Source organism: Achromobacter veterisilvae, assembly GCF_037619525.1.
In the GTDB taxonomy this organism is placed as follows: domain Bacteria; phylum Pseudomonadota; class Gammaproteobacteria; order Burkholderiales; family Burkholderiaceae_B; genus Achromobacter; species Achromobacter veterisilvae.
In genome coordinates this window covers 6,299,629-6,318,651 of sequence record NZ_CP148753.1, presented here as the reverse complement: position 1 = coordinate 6,318,651, position 19,023 = coordinate 6,299,629, and the positions used below count along the sequence as shown (strand labels likewise).

At 68.6% G+C, this 19,023-nt stretch carries 19 protein-coding genes; 5 read left to right on the top strand and 14 right to left on the bottom strand.

Translation table 11 applies throughout. The features are described 5' to 3' along the window. The first annotated feature begins 107 nt into the window (after window positions 1–107). Window positions 108–965, top strand: a complete 858-nt coding sequence (locus WHX56_RS29470) for an IclR family transcriptional regulator (protein ID WP_129242573.1) — start codon at window positions 108–110, stop codon at window positions 963–965. Window positions 966–995: 30 nt separating this feature from the next. Here the strand turns inward: WHX56_RS29470 and WHX56_RS29465 are convergent, their stop codons facing one another. The 7 genes from WHX56_RS29465 to WHX56_RS29435 all read right to left on the bottom strand — a co-directional run bounded on the left by WHX56_RS29465 (window position 996) and on the right by WHX56_RS29435 (window position 8,056). After that, a complete protein-coding gene (locus WHX56_RS29465) occupies window positions 996–1,370 on the bottom strand; it encodes a carboxymuconolactone decarboxylase family protein (RefSeq protein ID WP_052097367.1) in 375 nt (124 codons plus the stop codon). Window positions 1,371–1,391: 21 nt separating this feature from the next. Beyond that, window positions 1,392–3,020, bottom strand: coding sequence for a GMC family oxidoreductase (locus WHX56_RS29460; RefSeq protein ID WP_338879730.1), 1,629 nt, complete (start codon window positions 3,018–3,020; stop codon window positions 1,392–1,394). A 2-nt stretch (window positions 3,021–3,022) separates the two neighbouring features. Then, on the bottom strand, window positions 3,023–4,711 hold the full coding sequence (locus tag WHX56_RS29455; protein WP_338879729.1) for a thiamine pyrophosphate-binding protein: 1,689 nt from the start codon (window positions 4,709–4,711) through the stop codon (window positions 3,023–3,025). Between the two features lie 22 nt (window positions 4,712–4,733). After that, a complete protein-coding gene (locus tag WHX56_RS29450; RefSeq protein ID WP_129242569.1) occupies window positions 4,734–5,708 on the bottom strand; it encodes a tripartite tricarboxylate transporter substrate-binding protein in 975 nt (324 codons plus the stop codon). Between the two features lie 82 nt (window positions 5,709–5,790). Continuing rightward, window positions 5,791–6,480: a GntR family transcriptional regulator gene (locus WHX56_RS29445; protein WP_165360248.1), complete on the bottom strand. Its 690-nt coding sequence runs from the start codon at window positions 6,478–6,480 to the stop codon at window positions 5,791–5,793. A gap of 104 nt (window positions 6,481–6,584) precedes the next feature. Continuing rightward, window positions 6,585–6,914 (bottom strand): AAA family ATPase, encoded by a 330-nt coding sequence (locus WHX56_RS29440; protein WP_338879728.1) that lies wholly within the window; start codon window positions 6,912–6,914, stop codon window positions 6,585–6,587. A gap of 26 nt (window positions 6,915–6,940) precedes the next feature. After that, window positions 6,941–8,056, bottom strand: a complete 1,116-nt coding sequence (locus tag WHX56_RS29435) for a phage tail sheath family protein (protein WP_338879727.1) — start codon at window positions 8,054–8,056, stop codon at window positions 6,941–6,943. 223 nt (window positions 8,057–8,279) lie between these two features. On the opposite strand from WHX56_RS29435, the gene WHX56_RS29430 reads away from it, so the two are divergent. The 4 genes from WHX56_RS29430 (at window position 8,280) to WHX56_RS29415 (ending at window position 12,950) form a co-directional block, all read left to right on the top strand. Next, entirely contained in the window at window positions 8,280–8,888 is a 609-nt protein-coding gene (locus tag WHX56_RS29430) for a LysE family translocator (protein ID WP_129242565.1), read from the top strand. A 659-nt stretch (window positions 8,889–9,547) separates the two neighbouring features. Next, window positions 9,548–10,435, top strand: coding sequence for an NAD(P)-dependent oxidoreductase (locus WHX56_RS29425; RefSeq protein ID WP_338879726.1), 888 nt, complete (start codon window positions 9,548–9,550; stop codon window positions 10,433–10,435). A gap of 48 nt (window positions 10,436–10,483) precedes the next feature. Further along, a complete protein-coding gene (locus WHX56_RS29420; RefSeq protein ID WP_338879725.1) occupies window positions 10,484–11,449 on the top strand; it encodes a tripartite tricarboxylate transporter substrate binding protein in 966 nt (321 codons plus the stop codon). Window positions 11,450–11,504: 55 nt separating this feature from the next. Next, window positions 11,505–12,950, top strand: coding sequence for an NAD-dependent succinate-semialdehyde dehydrogenase (locus tag WHX56_RS29415; RefSeq protein ID WP_422393630.1), 1,446 nt, complete (start codon window positions 11,505–11,507; stop codon window positions 12,948–12,950). Window positions 12,951–12,961: 11 nt separating this feature from the next. Here the strand turns inward: WHX56_RS29415 and WHX56_RS29410 are convergent, their stop codons facing one another. Genes WHX56_RS29410 through WHX56_RS29380 form a run of 7 tightly spaced genes read right to left on the bottom strand, consistent with a single transcriptional unit; the run spans window position 12,962 to window position 19,021 of the window. Continuing rightward, a complete protein-coding gene (locus tag WHX56_RS29410) occupies window positions 12,962–13,705 on the bottom strand; it encodes a hypothetical protein (RefSeq protein ID WP_338879723.1) in 744 nt (247 codons plus the stop codon). Between the two features lie 53 nt (window positions 13,706–13,758). Beyond that, window positions 13,759–14,715: an acyl-CoA dehydrogenase family protein gene (locus tag WHX56_RS29405; protein WP_338879722.1), complete on the bottom strand. Its 957-nt coding sequence runs from the start codon at window positions 14,713–14,715 to the stop codon at window positions 13,759–13,761. Then, window positions 14,708–15,883 (bottom strand): acyl-CoA dehydrogenase family protein, encoded by a 1,176-nt coding sequence (locus tag WHX56_RS29400; protein WP_338879721.1) that lies wholly within the window; start codon window positions 15,881–15,883, stop codon window positions 14,708–14,710. The genes WHX56_RS29405 and WHX56_RS29400 overlap by 8 nt, the downstream gene beginning before the upstream one ends. Window positions 15,884–15,896: 13 nt before the next feature. Beyond that, window positions 15,897–16,568, bottom strand: coding sequence for a CoA-transferase (locus WHX56_RS29395; protein ID WP_129242561.1), 672 nt, complete (start codon window positions 16,566–16,568; stop codon window positions 15,897–15,899). Continuing rightward, window positions 16,565–17,233, bottom strand: coding sequence for a 3-oxoacid CoA-transferase subunit A (locus WHX56_RS29390; protein WP_338879720.1), 669 nt, complete (start codon window positions 17,231–17,233; stop codon window positions 16,565–16,567). The genes WHX56_RS29395 and WHX56_RS29390 overlap by 4 nt, the downstream gene beginning before the upstream one ends. Beyond that, on the bottom strand, window positions 17,230–18,108 hold the full coding sequence (locus tag WHX56_RS29385) for a MaoC/PaaZ C-terminal domain-containing protein (RefSeq protein ID WP_338879719.1): 879 nt from the start codon (window positions 18,106–18,108) through the stop codon (window positions 17,230–17,232). The genes WHX56_RS29390 and WHX56_RS29385 overlap by 4 nt, the downstream gene beginning before the upstream one ends. Before the next feature lie 7 nt (window positions 18,109–18,115). Then, window positions 18,116–19,021, bottom strand: a complete 906-nt coding sequence (locus WHX56_RS29380; protein ID WP_129242558.1) for an SDR family NAD(P)-dependent oxidoreductase — start codon at window positions 19,019–19,021, stop codon at window positions 18,116–18,118. Window positions 19,022–19,023 lie beyond the last annotated feature (2 nt).

Genomic DNA, 19,023 nt, shown 5'->3' with positions numbered 1-19,023 from the left:
ATTCCCCAGAGAATTTCGCGCTTTTTCTTGCATTCATCCGCATTGGAATGCAATCTGTGCGTATCGAAGAAAAATTGATTCGCGGCTCCGTCCGCCCGACCCGATCCATGAACCCGGAATCTTCCACGCTGTACGTCCAATCGCTGGCGACCGGCATCGCCGTGCTAGACGCTTTCACCGCCGAGCGCGCCTCCATGAGCCTGCCGGAAATCGCCGCGGCCGCCGGCATCACGCGCAGCGCGGCGCAGCGCTTCGCCTTCACGCTGGAGGCGCTGGGCCTGCTCAACAAGGACCCGGTCACGAAGCGCTATTCGCTGTCGTCGCGCACGCTGGACAGCGGCTGCCGCTACCTCGAATCCCATCCGCTGCTGGACCGCGCCAATCCCTTCCTGCTCGAGCTCAACCGCAACGCCGGCGAAACGGTCAACCTGGCCGAGCCCGCGGGGCAGGACATGATCTACATCGGCCGCTTTCCCAGCCCCTTGCGCCTGCTGGTGCACATGCCGGTGGGCCGCCGCATCCCGATGTACTGTTCCTCGACGGGGCGCGTGTACCTCGCGGGGCTGAGCGATGAGGAAGCCTATGAGGCGCTGGCGGCCTGCGATCGCGTGAAATACACGTCCAACACGCTGACCGATCTGGACGAATTGATGGCGCAGGTGCGCGAGTCGCGCGAGCAGGGCTACGCCTATTGCAAAGAGGAGTACTACCGGGGCGACCTGGCGCTGGCGGTGCCGGTCTACGACCTGAACCAGCGCGTGGTGGCCGGCCTGCAGTTGTCGGTGTCGGCCGCCAAATGGACGGTCAAGCGCGCGCTGTCGCGCTTCATTCCGATGATGCTGGAAACGGCCCGGCAGATCTCCACCTCGCCGCCCACGCCGCGAGCGCTGGCGCCTTTCGGCGGCGGCGCCGCGCGGGACCTGCATGCCCAGCCGCCGGCGCGGCCGGGCGGGCGCAAGGGCTGAGCGCCGATACGCCGGCGTCCGCCCGCCACGTCAGGCGGGCCGCTGGCCGCCCGTTTCTTCCATGAGGATGGGAATGGCCAGGTTGCAGGAATGGATGCCCATGACGGTGGTGAGCTGGATCGCCTCTAGCAGTTCCTCCCGGGTCGCGCCGGCCTTCAGGGCATTGCGCATGTGGCGCCGCACGCCCGGGCCGTACAGGTGCGTCGTGGCGGCGTTGATGGCCACGAGGATCAGCTCTTTGTACTTCTGCGGCAGCGGGCCGTTGCGCTGCGGCACGCTGCGAAAGGCGAGATAGGCTTCCATGAATTCGGGGTCCAGCTCGCGCAACTGGTCCCACAGCGGGTTCCAGTCGCCCTTGGCGATATGGGCTTCGCACAGCGGAGTCGGGCGGGTCTTGTCTGGCATGGTGAAGGCTCCTGGGACGGGTCAGCCGGCGGCGTCGGCAAGCATGAATTCCGCCGCGCGCTCGCCGATCATCATGGCGGGCGCGTTCGTGTTGGAAGAGGCGATGGTGGGCATGATGGAGATGTCCGCCACGCGCAGCCCTTGCAGGCCGTGCACCTTGAGCCGTTCGTCCACCACGGATTCTCCGGGCCGTCCCATGCGGCAGGTGCCCACGGTATGCCAGGCCGTCTGGCCGGTCTGGCGCGCGTAGGCGAGCAGGTCCGCGTCGGAGACGGCGGCGGCCCCGGGCCGTTCTTCCTGCACGATGACGGGCTGCAAGGCCGCCTGTTCGGCGATTCCGCGTATCAGGCGCAGCATGGCCACGGCCGTCGTCCGGTCATGGGCGTCCTGCAGGTAGTTCGGGTTGATGGCCGGCGCGGCCCGCGGATCGGCGGAAACGGCATGGATGCTGCCGCGCGAGCGCGGATACAGCATGAAGCCGCCGATCGAAAACCCGGGGAATTTGTCGATGCCGCCCACGCCGTCGCGCGAATACCGGTCCTTGCCGCTGATGTGGTAGATGCGGATCATGACGTCGGGGTGCGGCAGGGCGGCGGACGTGCGCGTGATCGCATGGGCGGTCGACGAGGTGCCCGCCAGCAGCCCCTTGCGGCCGACGAGATAGCGCAGCGCGGCCTTCACCTTGTGGTACGGGCTGCGCATGATGTCGTTGATGGTCTCGGGGATGGACGAGCGGTACGTGCATCGCACTTGCAGGTGGTCGCTCATGTGCTCGCCCACGTCGGGCAGGTCGCGCACCACGCCGATGCCCAGCGACCGCAGCCGCGCCGCGTCGCCGACGCCGGACAGCTCCAGCAGTTGCGGCGATTGCACGGCGCCCGCGCACAGGACCGTTTCGCGGTGGGCGGAGGCCGACCGCGCGGAGCCGTTCCAGTCGTACTCCACGCCCGTGCAGCGCGTGCCGTCGAAGCGCAGGCGGAGCACGAAGGCCTGCGTGCGCACCACCAGGTTGGCCCGTTGCCGCGCCGGCCGCAAATACCCGACGGCCGCGCTGCAGCGCCGGCCCGCGTGCGCGCTCTGCTCCAGATAGCGCACGCCCTCGTAGCTGACCGCGTTGTAGTCCTCGGTCGGCGCGATGCCGGCCTGGCGGCAGGCGGCGATGTAGGCGTCGGAGATTCTGTCGGGGTCCCGGACTGCCCGGTCCGTGATCCGGATCGGGCCCGACCGGCCGCGCAGCGGATGGCGGGAATAGGGGTTGTTCTCGATCTTGCCGAAGTACGGCAGCAGGGTCTGGAAGTCCCAGCCCTTGATGCCGAATTCCTTCTCCCATCCATCGTATTCCAACGGGTCGCCCCAGACGTAGGCCATGCCGTTGACGGAACTGGAGCCGCCCAGCACCTTGCCGCGCGGCCAGTAGATCTGCTGGCCCGCCAGGTTGGCCTGCGGCTCGGTCTTGAAGGGCCAGACCACCTTTTCGTTGGTCAGCAGCCTGCCCACGCCCAGGGGGATATGGATCCACAGGTTGCGGTCTTCGCCGCCGCCTTCGAGCAGCAGCACGCGGTGCTTGCCCGAAGCGCTCAGGCGATTGGCCACCACGCAGCCCGCCGAGCCGGCCCCGACCACGATGTAGTCGAACTGTTCTGCTGTCATGTTTACTTTGCGCGGTTCTTGAAGGAGTCCCTACGGAAGCTGTAGAGGGCGTTGGGATCGACCTGGATGTCGACCACCGCGGGGCGGCCGCAGCGTATGGCGGCGTCCACCGTGCGCGCCAGGTCGGCCGCGCGGTCCACGCGGAATCCTTGCGCGCCCCACAGTTCCGCCAGCTTGTCGTAGGGCGGATTGGGCACGTCGGCGCCCAGGTAGCGCTGGTCGAAGAAGTCGCGCTGATAGGCTTTTTCCGCGCCCCAGCAGCCGTTGTTCATGACGAGGCAGACGGTATTGATGCCGTTGGCGACCGCCGTGCCGATCTCGCTGCATGCCATGCCGAAGCCGCCGTCGCCCATGAGGCTGATGACGGTGCGCCCCGGTTGCGCCAGCTTCGCGCCCAGACCGCAGGCGTACGAGAAGCCGACCAGGCCGAAGTCCAGCGGCGTGAACAGCGCGGGCGTCTGCGCGTAGCGCATCTGGTCGGTGGCCTGGAGGCAGAGCGTGCCCGCGTCCATGGTGTAGATGGCGTCGTCGGGCGCCACGTCCCGCAGCGTCTTGAACAGGTACGCCGGCTGTAGCGGATCGGCGGCGGCGCCGGCGGCTTCGTCGCGTTGTTGCAGCAGAGCGCGGCGCTGTTCGGCGAACCGGGCGGCCCAGGCCGCGGTCCCGGGATGGGCGGGCAGGCCTTGCAGCGCGGCGACGAGATCCTGGGCGACGGTGTCCGCGTCGCCCAGGATGCCGACGTGCACGGGAAAGAAGCGGCCCAGGGCGGTGGGCTCGATTTCCACCTGGATCAGCTTGGCGGTGGGGTTGAGGCTGTCGCGCTGGTAGAACGTGGTGTTGAAGCCGAGCCGCGTGCCCAGCGCCAGGATGACGTCGGCCTGCTTGGCGAGGTCGGAGGCCACCGGATTGCCGCGCGGCCCGACCTGGCCGGCATACAGGGGATGGTGGCACGAGATCGCGTCGCCGTGGCCGGGCGACATGGCGATGGGCGCGTTCAGGCGTTCGGCCAGTTCCAGCACGGCGCGCTGGCTGCGGGCGTTCTTGACGCCGCCGCCGGCGATGATCAGCGGCCGCTCCGCCTGCGCCAGCATTTGGGCCGCCTGTTCCAGCACCGCCCGCGGCGCCGTCAGCGTGTCGAACACCTGGGCGCGCTCGAACGCGCCGTAGGCCGAGGCGTCCAGCGAATCCGCCAGCAGGTCGCGGGGCAGGTTGAGCATGACGGGCCCGCGCCGCGGCGACAGGGCGGTCCTGAAGGCCTCGCCCACCATTTCGGGGATGCGCGCCGTCTGCGTGAGCGTGTACGTCTTCTTCGTGATGGGCTTGAATAGCGACTGCTGGTCGACCTCCTGGAAGGCGTCCCGGTAGATGTGGGCGGAGGATAGCGACCCGCCCAGCGCCACCACCGGCGAGTACGCGGCGTGGGCCTGCGCCAGCCCGGTCACCAGGTTGGTCGCGCCCGGTCCGTTCTGCCCGGCGAGGAATACGCCCGCCTGGCCCGACGCGCGGGCGTAGCCGTCGGCCATGTGCACCCCGGTGCGTTCGTCGCGCACGCCGATGAAGCGGATGTCCCGCGCATCGTACAAAGCGTCGAATATCTCCATGCCGGCGGAGCCGATCAGGCCGAATACGTGGTCGGTGCCTTGGGCGCCGAGCGCCGCGACGACCGCCTGGCCGCCCGTCATGTTCTTCATGTGATTCTCCTTTCCGATGCGGTTACTGGTTGGCCTTCAGGATCTTGTTGAACTTGTCCATCTCGCGCGCGATGTACTCGTCGAAGGCCTGGAGCTGGCGGTTATCCGGCACCAGGCCCTGGCGCGTCAGTTGTTCCTGGACGGCGGGATCCCGGCTGACCTGCGCGATGGCGTCGGCCAGCGCCTGTTTCACGGCGGGAGCGGTCTTGGCGTTCATCACCACCCCGTACCAGATGCTGTAGTCGAAATCGCCCAGGCCGATTTCCGCGACCGTCGGCGTGTCGGGCAGGAGGGCGGAGCGCTTGGGGCTGGTGACGGCAAGCGCCTTCAACTGGCCCGACTGGATGAACGGCAGGGCCAGCGCGATGGGCGGAAAGGACACGTCGACGCGTCCCGCCGCCACTTCCGCCACGCCTTCCTGCACGCCCTTGTAGGGAATGTGTTCCAGATGGACGCGCGCCTCCTGGTTGAAGTAGCGGCCGACCAGGTCGGTCGCGGAATTCACGCCGGCCGAGCCATAGGTGAACCGGGCATCCGGGCGCCGCGCCGCGTCGACGAAATCCCCAAGCTTGTCGTAGGGGCTCTTGCGGTTGAGCACCACCAGCGTGGGCGACGAGGCGATCGCGGCGATGCCGGAGAAATCCTTGAGCGTGTCGTACGGCATCTTGTCGTTGACCGCGGGGATGACCACGTACGACGAGGACACGAACAGCATGGTGTTCTTGTCGACCGGCTCGTTCAGCGTGCGCTGGGCGCCGACCAGGCCGCCCGCGCCGGGCTTGTTTTCGACGACGACGGGCTGGCCGAGCAGCGGACCGAGTTTCTCGGCATAGATCCGGGCAATGATGTCGATGAGCGCGCCGGGACTGAACGGCACGATGATGCGCAGGGGCGCATCGAACTTGACCGGGGCCGGCGCGGCCTGGGCCTGGAATGAACCTGCGAGGAAGAGTGCGGCGGCGATGCCGGTTGTCAGGCGGCGATGGAATGAAAGCATGGTTGTCCCCTTTGCTTGATTGTCATCATTCTAAATGTCGACATTTTTACTTTAATGGATAAGTGAGCCGGGGACAAGGGGGTCAGGCCTGGCCGGTGCGGGAAAGTTCTTCGAGCACGGCGTCGCGGTTCTGCACCGCCAGCCGGTAGTGGCAGGCGGCGGCGCGTTCGGGCTCGTGCGCGGTGATCGCCTGGATCGTTTCCTTCCAGGCGAGCAGCGACCGTTCCCGCCGTTCCAGCGTGGCCAGGCTGATGCGCACGTAGCGGCCGATCTGCTTGGCGATGTCGTCCGCGTAACTGGCCAGAATCGCGTTGTCGGCCAGGCTGGCGATGTATTCGACCAGTTCGCGGCTGTGCCGCGTGTATTCGGCGGGGTCGCCGATATTGTCCGCCAGCAGCCGCAGACGGCCTTTCAGGATGTCGGCCTCGGCGGGGGTGCAGCGTTCGGCGGCCAGCCGCGACGCGGTGGACACCATGGCGGCGCGCACCGCGTACAGGTCGAGGATTTCCTTCGCGGACAGCAGCGTGACGCAGGCGCCGCGCTGCGGGCGGATGGTGGCCAGGCCGCGGATCTCCAGCAGGCGCAGGGCCTCGCGCACGGTGGCGCGGCTGACGCCGTAGGTCGAGGCGAGTTCCGTCTCCCGCAGCCGGTCGCCCGGCGCCCATCGGCCGCCGGCTATCTGTTCGGCGAGCAGGTCGGCGATCTGCAGGGGCAGGGTCTTGAGGAGATTGGGGTTTTGCAGCGGCTGGGGCATCTTGTGGGGAGTGGGCATCCGGGAATTCATGCGCCCGCGCATTGTAGGCCAGGGCGCGGATTCTCAGCATTTTATGCTGGAATGTCGACATTCATCGGACCTTACCTTCGCGCGCCGGACGCTCAGGGCTTGCGGCCGTCCTTGGTTCCCGAGCGCTTGCCGAAGAGTCCGTCCGCTTCGTCGAACAAGAGGGGCGAGCCGCCGCGCTCGGCGGATTCGAGCAGGCGGCGCAGATTCGCCTCGGTTTCGTCGATGTACTTGCTGAAGACGCCCGACAGGTCGATGCGGTACGGCCGCGGTTCCGCCTTGAGCGCGGGGGCATCGGCAGCCTGGGCCCGGTCGGCGCCGCCGCGCTGTCTGGGCGGGGACGCCCGGCGGCCATCCCATTTCGCGCGGAGTCTGTCGTGCTTGTAGGGGTCCAAACGCTGCGGATTGACGGTGGATTGCGCCATGGCGGCCTCCTGGTGCCCGGCCGGGCTCAAGCCTGTATCCGGCCGGCCGGTTGCGCGATGCGGATGACCACGAACTCGGCCGGCTTCAGCGGCGCGAATCCGGCCACGATGTTGAGCATGCCCTGATCGACGTCGTTCTGGGTGGTGGTTTCCCCGTCGCATTTGACGAAGTAGGCGTCGCGCGGCGTTCCGCCCTGGAAGGCGCCCTGGCGGAACAGCGCGTGCATGAAGGCGCCGGCGTTCAGGCGTATCTGCGCCCAGAGCGGTTCGTCGTTGGGTTCGAAGGCCGCCCACTGCGTGCCGCCGCGCAGCGATTGCTCCACGAACAGCGCCAGGCGGCGCACCGGCACGTACTTGTATTCCGATGCGCCCTGGAGCGTCCGGGCGCCCCAGCACACCGGGCCATGCCCGGGAAGCGTGCGCAGGCAATTCACGCCTAGCGGACTCAAGCTCCCGATCTCATTGTCGGTAAGGGAAGCGGCCAGGGAAACGACGCCGGCCAGGCGTGCTTCGGTGCCCGAGGGCGCGGCCCAGACGCCGCGGGCGCCATCGGTGCGGGCATACAGGCCGGCGATCGTGCCGCAGGGCGGCGCCAGGCGGGGCGCGCCGTTCTTGAGCGGATCGGAGACATGGACCCATGGGTAGTAGACCGCGGCATGGTCGGATCCGGGCAGCGCCGCGCCCGCGGCCGCCTGCGCCATCGAGGCCGGATCCGTGGCCGCGCCCGGCGCGTCCACGATCAGGAAGGCGCGCCGCTCTTCGCAGCAGGACGCGGCGTCGGCCAGCACGCCGCCTTGCGCGACGGCCGGCAGGCACAGCAGGTTGAAGTCCGCATCCCGCAACGCGCGCAGGCCCCTGCGCTGCGCGGTCGGCGCCGCGTCTTCCGTCCGCAGCACCCAGGCGTCGGCGCCGCCGTTCAGAAAGAACTGGCGCACGGCGTAGCCGAGTTCCGAATCCCCGGACAGGCCGCCGAACACGTGTTCGTAGTCGGAAAAACGGGAGATCCGCACCGCCTTGTCGATGGGGCCCTGGAGCGCGGTCCCCAAGAAGGCCGCGATCGACGTGGGCGCGCCGGCGATGGGGCGCGCGCCGCTCGGAACTTCCTGGACGTAGACGCCGGGATAGGACGGGGTGGGAGGCATGGGCTGCTCCTTGCACCGCTTCGATGACGTGCCGGTTGCCGCGGGCGCGGGCGAGAGAAGCCGCCCTGTTGAGGGTGTTATAGAGGCTATGCCCGGACCCGGCAATGGCTTCCCCGCGCTATTAACGTTCTGTTGCGCATTCCGGCGTTCCCCGCCGGCGGATTTGCGCCGCTCCCGCGCCGGACGCTAGACTGGCGCTTCCTCTCTTCTCCGGCATTTCGCCATGGCGCTGCATAGCTGGCTCATCTATCTGGTTGCGGTCATCGGCCTGTCGGTGACTCCCGGGCCCAATACCCTGCTGGCGCTCACGCATGGCGCGCTGCATGGCCATCGCAAGGCGCTGTGCACCATCGCCGGCGGGGCCGTCGGCTTCGTGGCGTTGATTGCGCTGTCGATGCTCGGCATCAGTGCCCTGCTCAAAGCCTGGGGGCCCGCGCTGACCGTGCTCAAGTGGGCGGGCGGCGCCTATCTGATCTGGCTCGGCATCCAGTTGTGGCGTTCGCCCGGCGTGCAACTGCGCCCGGCGCCGGACATGCCGCGAATGCGCGGCATGCGGATGTTCAGCCAGGGCTTCCTGTCGGCCATCTCCAATCCCAAGGCGCTGCTGTTCTACGGCGCCTTCCTGCCGCAGTTCATCGATCCGGCCCGCAGCCTGACGACGCAATTCGCGATCATGGCCGCCACGTTCGTGGCCGTCGAATTCCTGGTCGAATACGTCCTGGCGCGCCTGGCGCACCGCGTGCGCCCCTGGCTCGAACGCGCCGGCCGGCGCTTCAACAAGGTGTGCGGCGGCCTGTTCGCCGCCATGGGAGCGGCCCTGCCGGGTTCGTGACCACCATGCCGGCATGGCGCCGGCGCGCACATCGTTCCCGGGGCAGGACGTCGTCAAGCATCGGGATGCAAACTCCCTCAAGGCCGGGCGGTCCGCGAATAAGGCGGTATCGCCCGCTGCGTGCGCGATCCATTGCAGAAACGCCTGGAAGAAGTCCCGCAAATCATGCCGGGACGAAGCGGTCGCACTCCTTTCCGTAGCCGGGTCCGGCAAGACGAGTGGCGGCCCCATGCCACCGAACAACAGGATGGCGCGCGCCACCCCGCAGGCAGCAAACGCCGAGGGGTTCCAATGTCGCCGAATGAAATTAGTCCATATAGTGATATTCATTGCCGGCGAGAGTGATAGTCTCGGGCCCGCCGTGCACGAGTTACACGGCGAAGCGGCGGTTGGCCAGGCCAGCACACTCCAGGCCTCGATCTCACATTCCGCTTGGCTGCCGGATGCGATGCAACGTGGGTTTTCTATGGAAATGTCGAAATATCCACCTTGTTCGCGACGAAATGGCGCCAATAGGATTTCATATGCTGGACTATTGCGGCAGCCATAACCATGGCTATCGGGCGTTCACTTGGCTATCATTCTTGAAAAATATTGATTCAAAATTTAGTCCACTAAATGGACTATTTATAACAATGCCTGAAAGGGCGGGAGGCAAAGTGAGCGTAGCGTTTCATCAGGTCGGTTTCATCGGTTTGGGCGTCATGGGCGAGCACATGTGCCGCAATCTGTGCCGGAAGGCTCCCCAGCCCGTCCATGCGTATGACCTGCGGCCCGACGCCCTGCGGCGCTTGAAGGACGATGGCGCGCAGGCGCGCGGTTCCGTCCGCGACGTGGCGGCGCATGCCGACGTGGTCTTTCTTTCGCTGCCCAGCATCGACCACGTGGAGGCGGTCTGCCTGGGGGCGGAGGGGCTGCTGTCCGGGGAACGCAAGCCCGCCATGATCGTCGATACCGGCACCAGCGATGTGGCGCGCACGCGCGCCTTGGCGGCGAGACTGGCGGAGCAGGGAGTGCGGTTCCTGGATGCGCCTGTCGCCCGCATGCCCGAGGCCGCCCGCGACGGCACCTTGCTGATCATGGTGGGCGGCGCGCAGGAGGACTTCGACGCCCTGCGGCCGCTGCTGGCCTGCATGGGCAGCGACGTGGTGCTGTGCGGCGATTCCGGCTGCGGGCAGATCGTCAAGATCGCAAACAACATGGTGCTGATGATGAACGTGGCCGTGCTATCCGAGGCGCTGCTCATCTGCGAGCGCGCGGGGATGGACGGCAAGCAGTTGTTCGATGTGCTTGCCACCGGTTCCGCGGCCAGCCAGGCGCTGAACGTCGCCGGCATCCGCGCGCTGGCGCCCCGCGATTTTCCGGAAGGCCGGTTTTCCACTGCCTATGCGTTGAAGGACGTGTCGCTTGCGTCGGCGCTGGCGGACACCGCCGGCGTGGATGCCAGGATCCTGGCGCACACGCGCGCGCTGCTGCAAGACGCCGTCGCCAACGGCGACGGCCAGGCCTATTACCCGGTGCTGATCAATCAGATCGCCACGCGCTGACGGCCGGCGCAACCCATCTATCAATAACGAAGCAATCCGGAGACTCAAATGTTTGTTCGTCGTATCGTTGTAGCCGCAGCCATGGCGCTGGGGCTGGCCTGCGCGGCGCAGGCCGCCGGCTACCCCAACCGGCCCGTGAAGGTCATTATCGGTTTTCCCGCCGGCGGCCCTACGGACGTCGCCGCCCGCATCCTGGCCAAGCACATGGGCGAGCAACTGGGGCAGCCTTTCGTGGTCGAGAACCGCACGGGAGCCAGCGGCGCCATCGCGGTGCGTGGCGCCGTCGGCGCCGAGCCGGACGGCTATACCATCCTGATGGGCAATTCGGGCAGCATGTCGGTATTGCCCTACCTGATCAAGGACTTGGGTTACGACCCCCTGACGCAGCTCGAGCCCATCGGACTGGTGGTGAATCTGCCGTCGGTCCTGGCCGTCCCCACGAACTCTCCGTTCAAGAGCGTGCAGGACATGCTGGCCTACGCGAAGGCCAACCCGGGCAAGCTGACCTACGCTTCCCAGGGCATCGGTTCCCTCAATCACATCGCCACCGAATGGTTCAAGCTGATTGCCGGCGTGGATATCACCCACGTGCCCTATCGCGGCGATGCGCCCTCCATTCAGGACCTGACGGCCGGTCGCGTCGACATGTCTTTCTTCAGCATCGTCAGCGCGCTGCCCCAGTTGCAAGGCCAGCGCCTGCGCCTGCTGGGCGTGGCGACGAGCAAGCCTCTGGATGAACTGCCTGGCGTTCCCACGGTGATGTCGCAGGGCGTGCCCGATTTCGTCGCGGAGCCCTGGAACGCCTTCCTGACCCCGAAGGGCGTGCCGGCCGATATCCGGGAGAAGCTGAACAAGGCGATGAACAACGCCCTTCAGGACAAGGAGGCGCTGGCCAGCCTGCGCAGCGTCGGCCTGTACCCCATGGGCGGCAGCCCCCAGGACCTTGAAAACTACATGAAAAGCCAGTCGACGCTGTGGTCCGATGTGATCAAGCGCGCCAACATTACGCAATAACACCGCAAGGTCCCGCCCCTCGACGGGCGGGATGCAATCATTGGAGATGAGAAGAATGTCTATGGACGCCATGGAGTATCCGCGGCTGACGCTGCATATCGGCGGCGCATGGCTGGACGGTGGGGGGCGCGAAGCGAGCGAGGTTCTCGACCCCGCCACCGGCGAGCCCCTGGGCCTGCTGCCGCATGCCACGGATGCCGACGTCGACGCTGCCCTGCAGGCGGCCCATGCCGCGTTTTCGGCCTGGCGGCGCACCGCGCCGCTGCAGCGTTCGGCGATTCTGCGCAATGCGGCGCAGTTGCTGCGCGAGCGGTCCGACGCGCTCAGTTGGATCATTACGCGGGAACTGGGCAAGCCCCTGGCGGAATCGCGCATCGAAGTGAGCAAGGCCGCCGAACTGTTCGAGTGGTCGGCCGAGGAAAGCCGGCGCATCTATGGCCGCATCATTCCCGCTCGCGAACCACGCACCCGCCAGATGGTCATTCCCGAGCCGATCGGCCCGGTGGCGGCGTTCTCGGGGTGGAATGCGCCGGCGATCACGCCGTCCCGCAAGATCGCCAGCGCGCTGGCAGCCGGCTGCACCGTGGTGATCAAGCCCGCGGAGGAAACACCCGCAACCGCGCTGTTCCTCGCGCGCGTGCTGCAGGACAGCGGCTTGCCGGCCGGCGTGCTCAACATGGTGTTCGGCGACCCGGGCCGGGTGTCGGAACGGATGATCCAGTCGCCGCTGATCCGTGCCGTAACCTTCACCGGCTCCACCGCGATCGGCACGAAGGTGGCGCAGATGGCCGCCGCCGGTCTCAAGCGTAGCGTGCTGGAACTGGGGGGGCATGCGCCGGTCCTGGTGTTCGGGGACGTGGATCCCGAAGCCGCCGCCACTACGCTGATCCAGGCCAAGCTGCGCAATGCCGGTCAGATATGCACCTCTCCCACGCGCATGCTGGTCCATGAATCCATTGCCGAGGCCTTCACCCGAAGCCTGGCCGAACAGGCGCGCCAGTGGCGCGTCGGTCCGGGTCTGGAGAACGGCGTACAGATGGGACCGCTGGCCAATGTGCGCCGGCTCGAAGCCATCCAGTCCATGGTGGAGGACGGCTGCGGCCGGGGCGGTGAGGTCCTGGCCGGTGGACAGCGAATCGGCGACAAGGGCTATTTCTTCCAGCCGACCGTGATGCGGACCTATGACGACACCTGGCGCGCGGCGAATGTGGAACCTTTCGGGCCGTTGGCGATCGTCGGCACATTCTCTACTTTCGACCAGGCGATCGCCGAGGCGAATCGCCTTCCGTTCGGATTGGCGGCCTATGTGTTCTCCCATAATGCCGACACGATCACCGATGCGACCGACGCTATCGAAAGCGGCACGGTATGCGTGAACCACTGCCTGCACTCGCTGCCAGAAACGCCGTTCGGCGGCGTAAAGCAGAGCGGCCTGGGCAAGGAAGGCGGGGTGGAGGGCTTGTCCGAATTCACGCAGTTCAAGTACGTGACACAGCGCTGAGTGGATCCGTTTCAGGCAGCCGCCAGCCACCGCCCCGATTCCGGGTCGATGGCAACGCGGGCGCCGTTCAAGCGGACCTGCTCTTCGTCCAGCCGCAGCGAGGCCGGGTCATCGACGTCGAAAGCGATGCCCAGCACGCGTGCGACGCTGGCCGCTTCGATCGGCAGTTCCCAGGTCAGGAACAACTGCGAGAGGTCCTGGCCGGACGCGAAGTCGGCTTCGCGGAAGCGGTCGCGGCCGCGGAGCACGACACCGTGGGGCTGGCCCGTGTCGAAGATCATGGCGGTGCCTCGGGTCAGCGGTATCCTCCGGCCCGTGCCGGGGAAGAGCACGTCCAGCCCTTTGTCTTCGCTCAGGAACAGGTTGCAGAACGCGGCGCCGCCATATTGCGCGGCGTCGTGGTGGTAGCGGGCGCCGCGGCACGCCATGAGGGCGATGTCGGCGCCGGCCAGCACCGCGTCGTCCAGCCCGAGCGCGCGCGTCCAGTCGCGCATCGCCCGCAGGCACTGGCCGTAGCCGGGCCAGCGCGCCTGCGTCCGGGCCAGGGGCATCTGTTCGACGTCACCCGGTTCCAGGCACAGGCGCGCCGAGATTTCCCGCTCCCAGTCCGCGAGCACGCGGGCCGGCGGTGCGGGCACGTCCAGGGTGTCCGTCAGCACCGCGCCGCTCACGCCGCGGCTGCGCAGGGCGTCGCCGCTCCAGTAGTAGGCGGTCAGGCGGTCGGTCGCGCGGGGCGCTTCGGGATTGCGGTTCATGCGCGGTTCGAAGAGGGGGCCGTGGCCTGGCCGCGGAAACCGACATGGTACCGCTACGGTTGCAGCAACGCCGCCGTGCGCTCGGCCTCGACGGCCAGCCGGTAGGCGCGCTTCAGGTAGAGCTGGGCGTCGTGCTCCCAGGAAAAGCCGATGCCCCCATGGACCTGGATGGACAGTTTGACGGCGCGCCGCGCCGCGGCCGCCGTCACGCGGGTGGCCAGGGCCGCCAGCGCGGGATCGAGCGCGGCGCGCGAGCGCAGCAGCGCCTCCACGGCGTAGCGGCCGTTGTCCAGGCCGATCCAGGCGTCGACCAGCGGATGCTTGATCGCCTGGAACTGGCCGATGGCCCGTCCGAACTGTTCGCGTTCCTTGGCATAGGCGATCGCCAGGTCCAGGGAGGCCCCGGCCGCGCCGGCCAATTGCGCCAGCAGGAAGGCCAGGTGGGTTTGCAGCGCGGGCAGGACCTGTTCGCCGGGCAGCGCCGCCTGGGCCAGGGCCGGTCCGCGCAGGCGGGCCAGCGCCACGGTCGGGTCCAGGCCCTGCGCGGGGTCGAGCATCGCCGGGTCGTGGCGGGCCAGGACCCAGCCGCCGTCCCGCCGGCTCAGGCGCAGGTATTGGGCCGACGGGCCGTAATCGTCGATCCATCCTGCTTCGTCTTCGGCCCGGTCGCAGCGGATGCTGGCCGGATGCGCGGCCAGGTCGAGCAGGACTTCGGACAGGGCGGGGGCCTGTTCCAGCAGCACGCGGGCCAGGAAGGCCGAGGCGCCGTAGGGCAGGGTGAGCAGGGCGCGCCCGGCCCATTCGCCCATGGGCAGCGTGCCGGGGCCGTATTCGGCCTGGAAGGCTTCCGATCCCGCTTCCAGCCAGCCGCCTTCGGCCAGTTCCTTCCACAGGGCGCGCTGGGCGTCGTCGTGCGCGGGAAGCGCGCGGCGCGCGTGCGCGGCGGGATGCCGGTCTTCCAGCAGACGGCCGAAGGTCGAGGACAGCAAGGTCCGGATTTCGCTATGCATGTTGTCCCCTGTCCTTGGGCAGGCCGAGCAGCCGCTCGCCCACGATATTGCGTTGGATTTCCGAGGTGCCGGCCACGATGGTCTCGGCCCGCGACCACAGGAATTCGCGCTGCACGCTGGCGGCTCCGGCGTACGGGGCGCCGGCCTGGGGGCCCAGGACGGCCGCTTCGCCCAGGAGTTCCACGCGCTGTTCCCAGACCTGCTGGCGGGTTTCGCTCCACATCAGCTTGAGCATGGCGCCGTCGATGCCGGGCGTGTCTCCGGCGGCGACCTGGCGCAGCACGCGGTCCACGCGCCAGCGGATGACCTGGCAGGCGTCCGCCAGGTCCTGGACGCGCCGGGCGTGCACGGCGCGCTCGGCCGGCGCCAGCGGCGCCTGCGCGAGCGCCGCCTCAAGCTCGTCGAGTTCGTCTTCCAGTTGGACGACGCGGGGCATGAAGTAGATGCCCCGCTCGTATTCGGCAGCCGCCATCGCGATGCGCCAGCCTTCGCCGGGTTCGCCGAGGATGCGGCCTTCGGGCACCGCCACCGCTTCGAACAGCACTTCGTTGTAGTCCGCTTCGCCCGTCATCTGGCGTATCGGTTCGACGCGCACGCCATCGGCGCGCATGTCGATGAGCATGAAGCTCAGGCCGCGGTGGGCGCGGCTGGCGGGATCGGTGCGCACCAGCGCGAAGCACCATGTGGCCAGATGGGCCTGGGTGGTCCAGATCTTGCGGCCGTCGACCCGCCAGCCGGCGGCCTCGGGCCGGGCCCGGGTGCGCACGGAAGACAGGTCGGAACCGGTCTGGGGTTCGGAATAGCCCTGGCACCAGATTTCGCTGCCGTCCCGGATGCCGGGCAGGAACAGCGCCTTCTGTTCGGCGGTGCCGAAGCGCAGCAGGGTGGGCGCCAGGATCGCGTGCGCGATGCTGTTGATGGGCTGCGGCGCGCGCAGGCGGGCGCAGAGTTCATGGAAGGCGATCAGCGTGGCCGTGGGCAGTTCGCGCCCGCCGTATTCGCGCGGCCAGGTAAGGGCGACGAGGCCGGCCTCGCACAGCATGCGGTTCCAGGCCTGGCGGCATTCCGGCGTGTGCGACGCGGTGTCCGGGTGTTCGGCGCGCAGTTGCGCGAGCGCGGTCCGCAGCCAGGCTTCGGCGTCTTCGAGAAAATGTTCGGTGCGTATCATGGCGATGGCGGGCTCAGGGAGTGGGAACGTGCAGGACGCGGGGCTCGCCTTCGAAGCGCAGGGGCGCGTCGATCCAGCGGCCCAGTTCCGACGGCGGCAGGCCCTCGACCAGGGCGGTCGGCACGAAGGCCGATTCGCGCACTTCGAAGATGCCGATGTCGGCATAGACGCGGCCGACCACGCCGGCGCCGGTCAGCGGCAGCGTGCAGCGGCCGCGCAGGCGCGGGCGGCCCTCGCGGGTCAGCGCTTCCATCATGACCCAGACGTTGCGCGCGCCCACCGCCAGGTCCATGGCGCCGCCCACCGAGGGCATGGGGTCGTCCGCGCCCAGCGACCAGTTCGCCAGGTCGCCGCGGCAGGAAACCTCGAAGGCGCCCAGCACGGTGATGTCGATGTGGCCGCCGCGCATGATGGAAAAGGAATACACGTGGTCGAAAATGGCCGCGCCTTCGGTGAGCGCGATGGACTGCTTGCTGGCGTTGATGAGGTCGCCGTCGGCGGTCTCGTGGGCTTGCAGCAGGCGCATGCCCAGGATGCCGTTCTCGCTGTGCAGTTGGACGCCGCGCGCCGGGTCCAGGCGGTCGGTGACCAGGGTGGGCATGCCGATGCCCAGGTTGACCACGGCGCCGGCCGGCAGGTCGGCGGCCACCAGGGCGGCCAGGTGGCCGCGTGTCAGTCGTTTCATTGCGGGTTCCCCAATAGCCGGTGGACGAACAGGCTGGGCGTGACGATGGCGTCCGGGTCCAGGGCGCCGCAAGGCAGGATCTCGTCGACCTCCACGATCGTGGTCCTTGCCGCCGTGCACATCACCGGCCCGAAGTTGCGCTGGGCGCGCCGGTACACCAGGTTGCCCAGCCGGTCGGCGCGGTGGGCGCGCACGAAGGCGAAGTCCGCGCGCAGCGGTTCTTCCAGCACATAGCCGCGGCCGCCGACGATGCGGGTTTCCTTGCCCTCGGCCAGCGGCGTGCCGTAGCCCGTGGGCGAGAAGAACGGGCCCATGCCCGCGCCGCCGGCGCGGATGCGCTCGACCAGCGTGCCCTGGGGCATCACCTCCACGGCCAGGCTGCCCGCCTGCGCCCGTTCACGGATCACGTCATTGCCCGGCATGCGCGGGTAGGAACAGATAATGCGGCTGACCCGGCCGGCGGCGACCAGCGCCAGGAAGCTAGTTTCGCCGGCGCCCGCGTTGTTGTTGATGAGGGTCAGGTTCCGCACTCCCGGCTTGGCCAGCAGGCCGGCCAGCAGGCGCGCGGGAATGCCCGAACCGCCGAAGCCGCCCACGAAAATGGCGGCGCCGGATTCCACGTCGCGCAGGGCGTCTTGCGCGTCGATGCAGGTCTTGTCTTTCATTGTCCGTCCTCCGCCGCCCACGCCGCGCGGCCCTGGGCGCACAGGATGCCGTCCTGGTGGCAGGCCAGCGCCAGCGCTTGCGGGCGGCGCCACAGCGAGACCGCCACGGGCCGGCCGGGATAGACCGGCGCCAGGAAGCGCAGATCCAGTTCGCCCAGCCGCAGCCCCGGCTGTTGCCGCAAGCCCGGTTCGAGCGCGCGGTTCACCATGCCCAGCAGGGCCGCGCCGTGCAGGATGGGCCGCGGGTAGCCGGCCTGGCGCGCGCTGGCCGGATCCACGTGCAAGGGATTGCGGTCGGCGTTCAGCCGGTACAGCGCGGCCTGGTTGCGGCTGGTGGGCAGGACGACGACGCTGTCGGCGGGCGCGTCGGGCGGCGCGGGGATGGCCGCGGGCAGGGCGTCGCTCAAGGCGGGCTCGCCGTCCGAGTAGCCGCCGTCGCCGCGGCAGATGTTCAACTGTTCGATGACGGCGAGGTCCTGGCCCGTGGCGGCGTCGCTCAGCGTGCGCCGGGTCACGACGAAGGCGCCGGGGCGCTTGTCGGCGACGTGGCTGACTTCCATCCGGCAGACGGCCTCGCCGCGCGCGGGCAGAGGCCTGACGAATCGCATGCGCTGTTCGCCGTGCACGACCCGGCGCCAGTCCAGGCCATGGCGCGGATCGCGCATCCAGAAGCCGGGATAGGCCAGCACGGCGGCCATGGCGGGCAGGGCGCGCAGGCCCTGCTCGTAGATGAACTGCGTTTCCTCGCCCACGGGTCCGTCTTCCGCCAGGCCCGCGCCCACGCCCAGGGCATAGAGGATGCAGTCATCCTCGCCATAGGCTTGGCGTTCGGCCTCGAAGACGTGGGACTTCAAGCGGTGATAGTCCAGCGCCATGGCCGCCTCAGACGGGATCCCAGGCGAACACCTGGGCCGAGGTGTCCAGCGGCATGAACGAGGCGCGCAGCGCCGCCATGCCGTGCTCGGCGATGCTCTCGGCGGTCCAGCCGTCGGAGCGGTGCACCGAACGCACCGGACGCGACTGGCTCATGAGGAAGATCTCGTTCAGGCGGATGGCGAATACCTGCCCCGATACCTCGGCCGAAGCGTCGGAGGCCAGATAGCAGATGAGCGGCGCGATGGTTTCCGGCCCCATCCGCCGGATCTTCTCGACGTGGCGCGCCTGTTCTTCGGTCTTGGCCGGAATGGTCTCCGTCATGCGGCTCCAGGCCAGCGGGGCGATGCAGTTCGAACGCACGCCGAACGCGGCCATGTCCAGCGCCATGGCCTTGGACAGGCCCACGATGCCGAGCTTGGCGGCGCAGTAGTTGGCCTGGCCGCGGTTGCCGATGACGGCCGAATTGGACGTCATGTTGATCAGGCTGCCGCCGCCCTGTTCGCGGAAGTGGCGGGCGGCCGCGTGGCTGAGGTTGAAGCAGCCGTACAAGTGCACCTTGACCACGGCGTCGAAGTCCTCGGGGGTGAGGCGGTGGAACATCTTGTCGCGCACGATGCCGGCGTTGTTCACCACGGCGTCGACCCGGCCGTAGGTGTCGGCCGCGGCCTCGATAATGCGCTGCGCGCTGGCGTACTCGGCCACCGAATCGCCGTTGGCGATGGCCTCGCCGCCGGCGGCGCGGATTTCCTCCACCACCTGCGTAGCGGTGCTCTGCGACGCGCTCGTGCCGTCCAGCGACACGTTCAGGTCGTTGACGACCACGCGGGCGCCCTGCGCGGCCAGGGCCAGCGCGGCGGCGCGGCCGATGCCATTGGCCGCGCCGGTGACGACGACCACTTTTCCTTCCAGCATTT

What these genes read in the sequence shown, in the direction of transcription:
- WHX56_RS29470 (WP_129242573.1), top strand. Translation starts at nt 108, where the DNA reads ATGAACCCGGAATCTTCCACGCTGTACGTCCAATCGCTGGCGACCGGC.
- WHX56_RS29465 (WP_052097367.1), bottom strand. Translation starts at nt 1,370, where the DNA reads ATGCCAGACAAGACCCGCCCGACTCCGCTGTGCGAAGCCCATATCGCC.
- WHX56_RS29460 (WP_338879730.1), bottom strand. Translation starts at nt 3,020, where the DNA reads ATGACAGCAGAACAGTTCGACTACATCGTGGTCGGGGCCGGCTCGGCG.
- WHX56_RS29455 (WP_338879729.1), bottom strand. Translation starts at nt 4,711, where the DNA reads ATGAAGAACATGACGGGCGGCCAGGCGGTCGTCGCGGCGCTCGGCGCC.
- WHX56_RS29450 (WP_129242569.1), bottom strand. Translation starts at nt 5,708, where the DNA reads ATGCTTTCATTCCATCGCCGCCTGACAACCGGCATCGCCGCCGCACTC.
- WHX56_RS29445 (WP_165360248.1), bottom strand. Translation starts at nt 6,480, where the DNA reads ATGCCCACTCCCCACAAGATGCCCCAGCCGCTGCAAAACCCCAATCTC.
- WHX56_RS29440 (WP_338879728.1), bottom strand. Translation starts at nt 6,914, where the DNA reads ATGGCGCAATCCACCGTCAATCCGCAGCGTTTGGACCCCTACAAGCAC.
- WHX56_RS29435 (WP_338879727.1), bottom strand. Translation starts at nt 8,056, where the DNA reads ATGCCTCCCACCCCGTCCTATCCCGGCGTCTACGTCCAGGAAGTTCCG.
- WHX56_RS29430 (WP_129242565.1), top strand. Translation starts at nt 8,280, where the DNA reads ATGGCGCTGCATAGCTGGCTCATCTATCTGGTTGCGGTCATCGGCCTG.
- WHX56_RS29420 (WP_338879725.1), top strand. Translation starts at nt 10,484, where the DNA reads ATGTTTGTTCGTCGTATCGTTGTAGCCGCAGCCATGGCGCTGGGGCTG.
- WHX56_RS29415 (WP_422393630.1), top strand. Translation starts at nt 11,505, where the DNA reads ATGTCTATGGACGCCATGGAGTATCCGCGGCTGACGCTGCATATCGGC.
- WHX56_RS29410 (WP_338879723.1), bottom strand. Translation starts at nt 13,705, where the DNA reads ATGAACCGCAATCCCGAAGCGCCCCGCGCGACCGACCGCCTGACCGCC.
- WHX56_RS29405 (WP_338879722.1), bottom strand. Translation starts at nt 14,715, where the DNA reads ATGCATAGCGAAATCCGGACCTTGCTGTCCTCGACCTTCGGCCGTCTG.
- WHX56_RS29400 (WP_338879721.1), bottom strand. Translation starts at nt 15,883, where the DNA reads ATGATACGCACCGAACATTTTCTCGAAGACGCCGAAGCCTGGCTGCGG.
- WHX56_RS29395 (WP_129242561.1), bottom strand. Translation starts at nt 16,568, where the DNA reads ATGAAACGACTGACACGCGGCCACCTGGCCGCCCTGGTGGCCGCCGAC.
- WHX56_RS29390 (WP_338879720.1), bottom strand. Translation starts at nt 17,233, where the DNA reads ATGAAAGACAAGACCTGCATCGACGCGCAAGACGCCCTGCGCGACGTG.
- WHX56_RS29385 (WP_338879719.1), bottom strand. Translation starts at nt 18,108, where the DNA reads ATGGCGCTGGACTATCACCGCTTGAAGTCCCACGTCTTCGAGGCCGAA.
- WHX56_RS29380 (WP_129242558.1), bottom strand. Translation starts at nt 19,021, where the DNA reads ATGCTGGAAGGAAAAGTGGTCGTCGTCACCGGCGCGGCCAATGGCATC.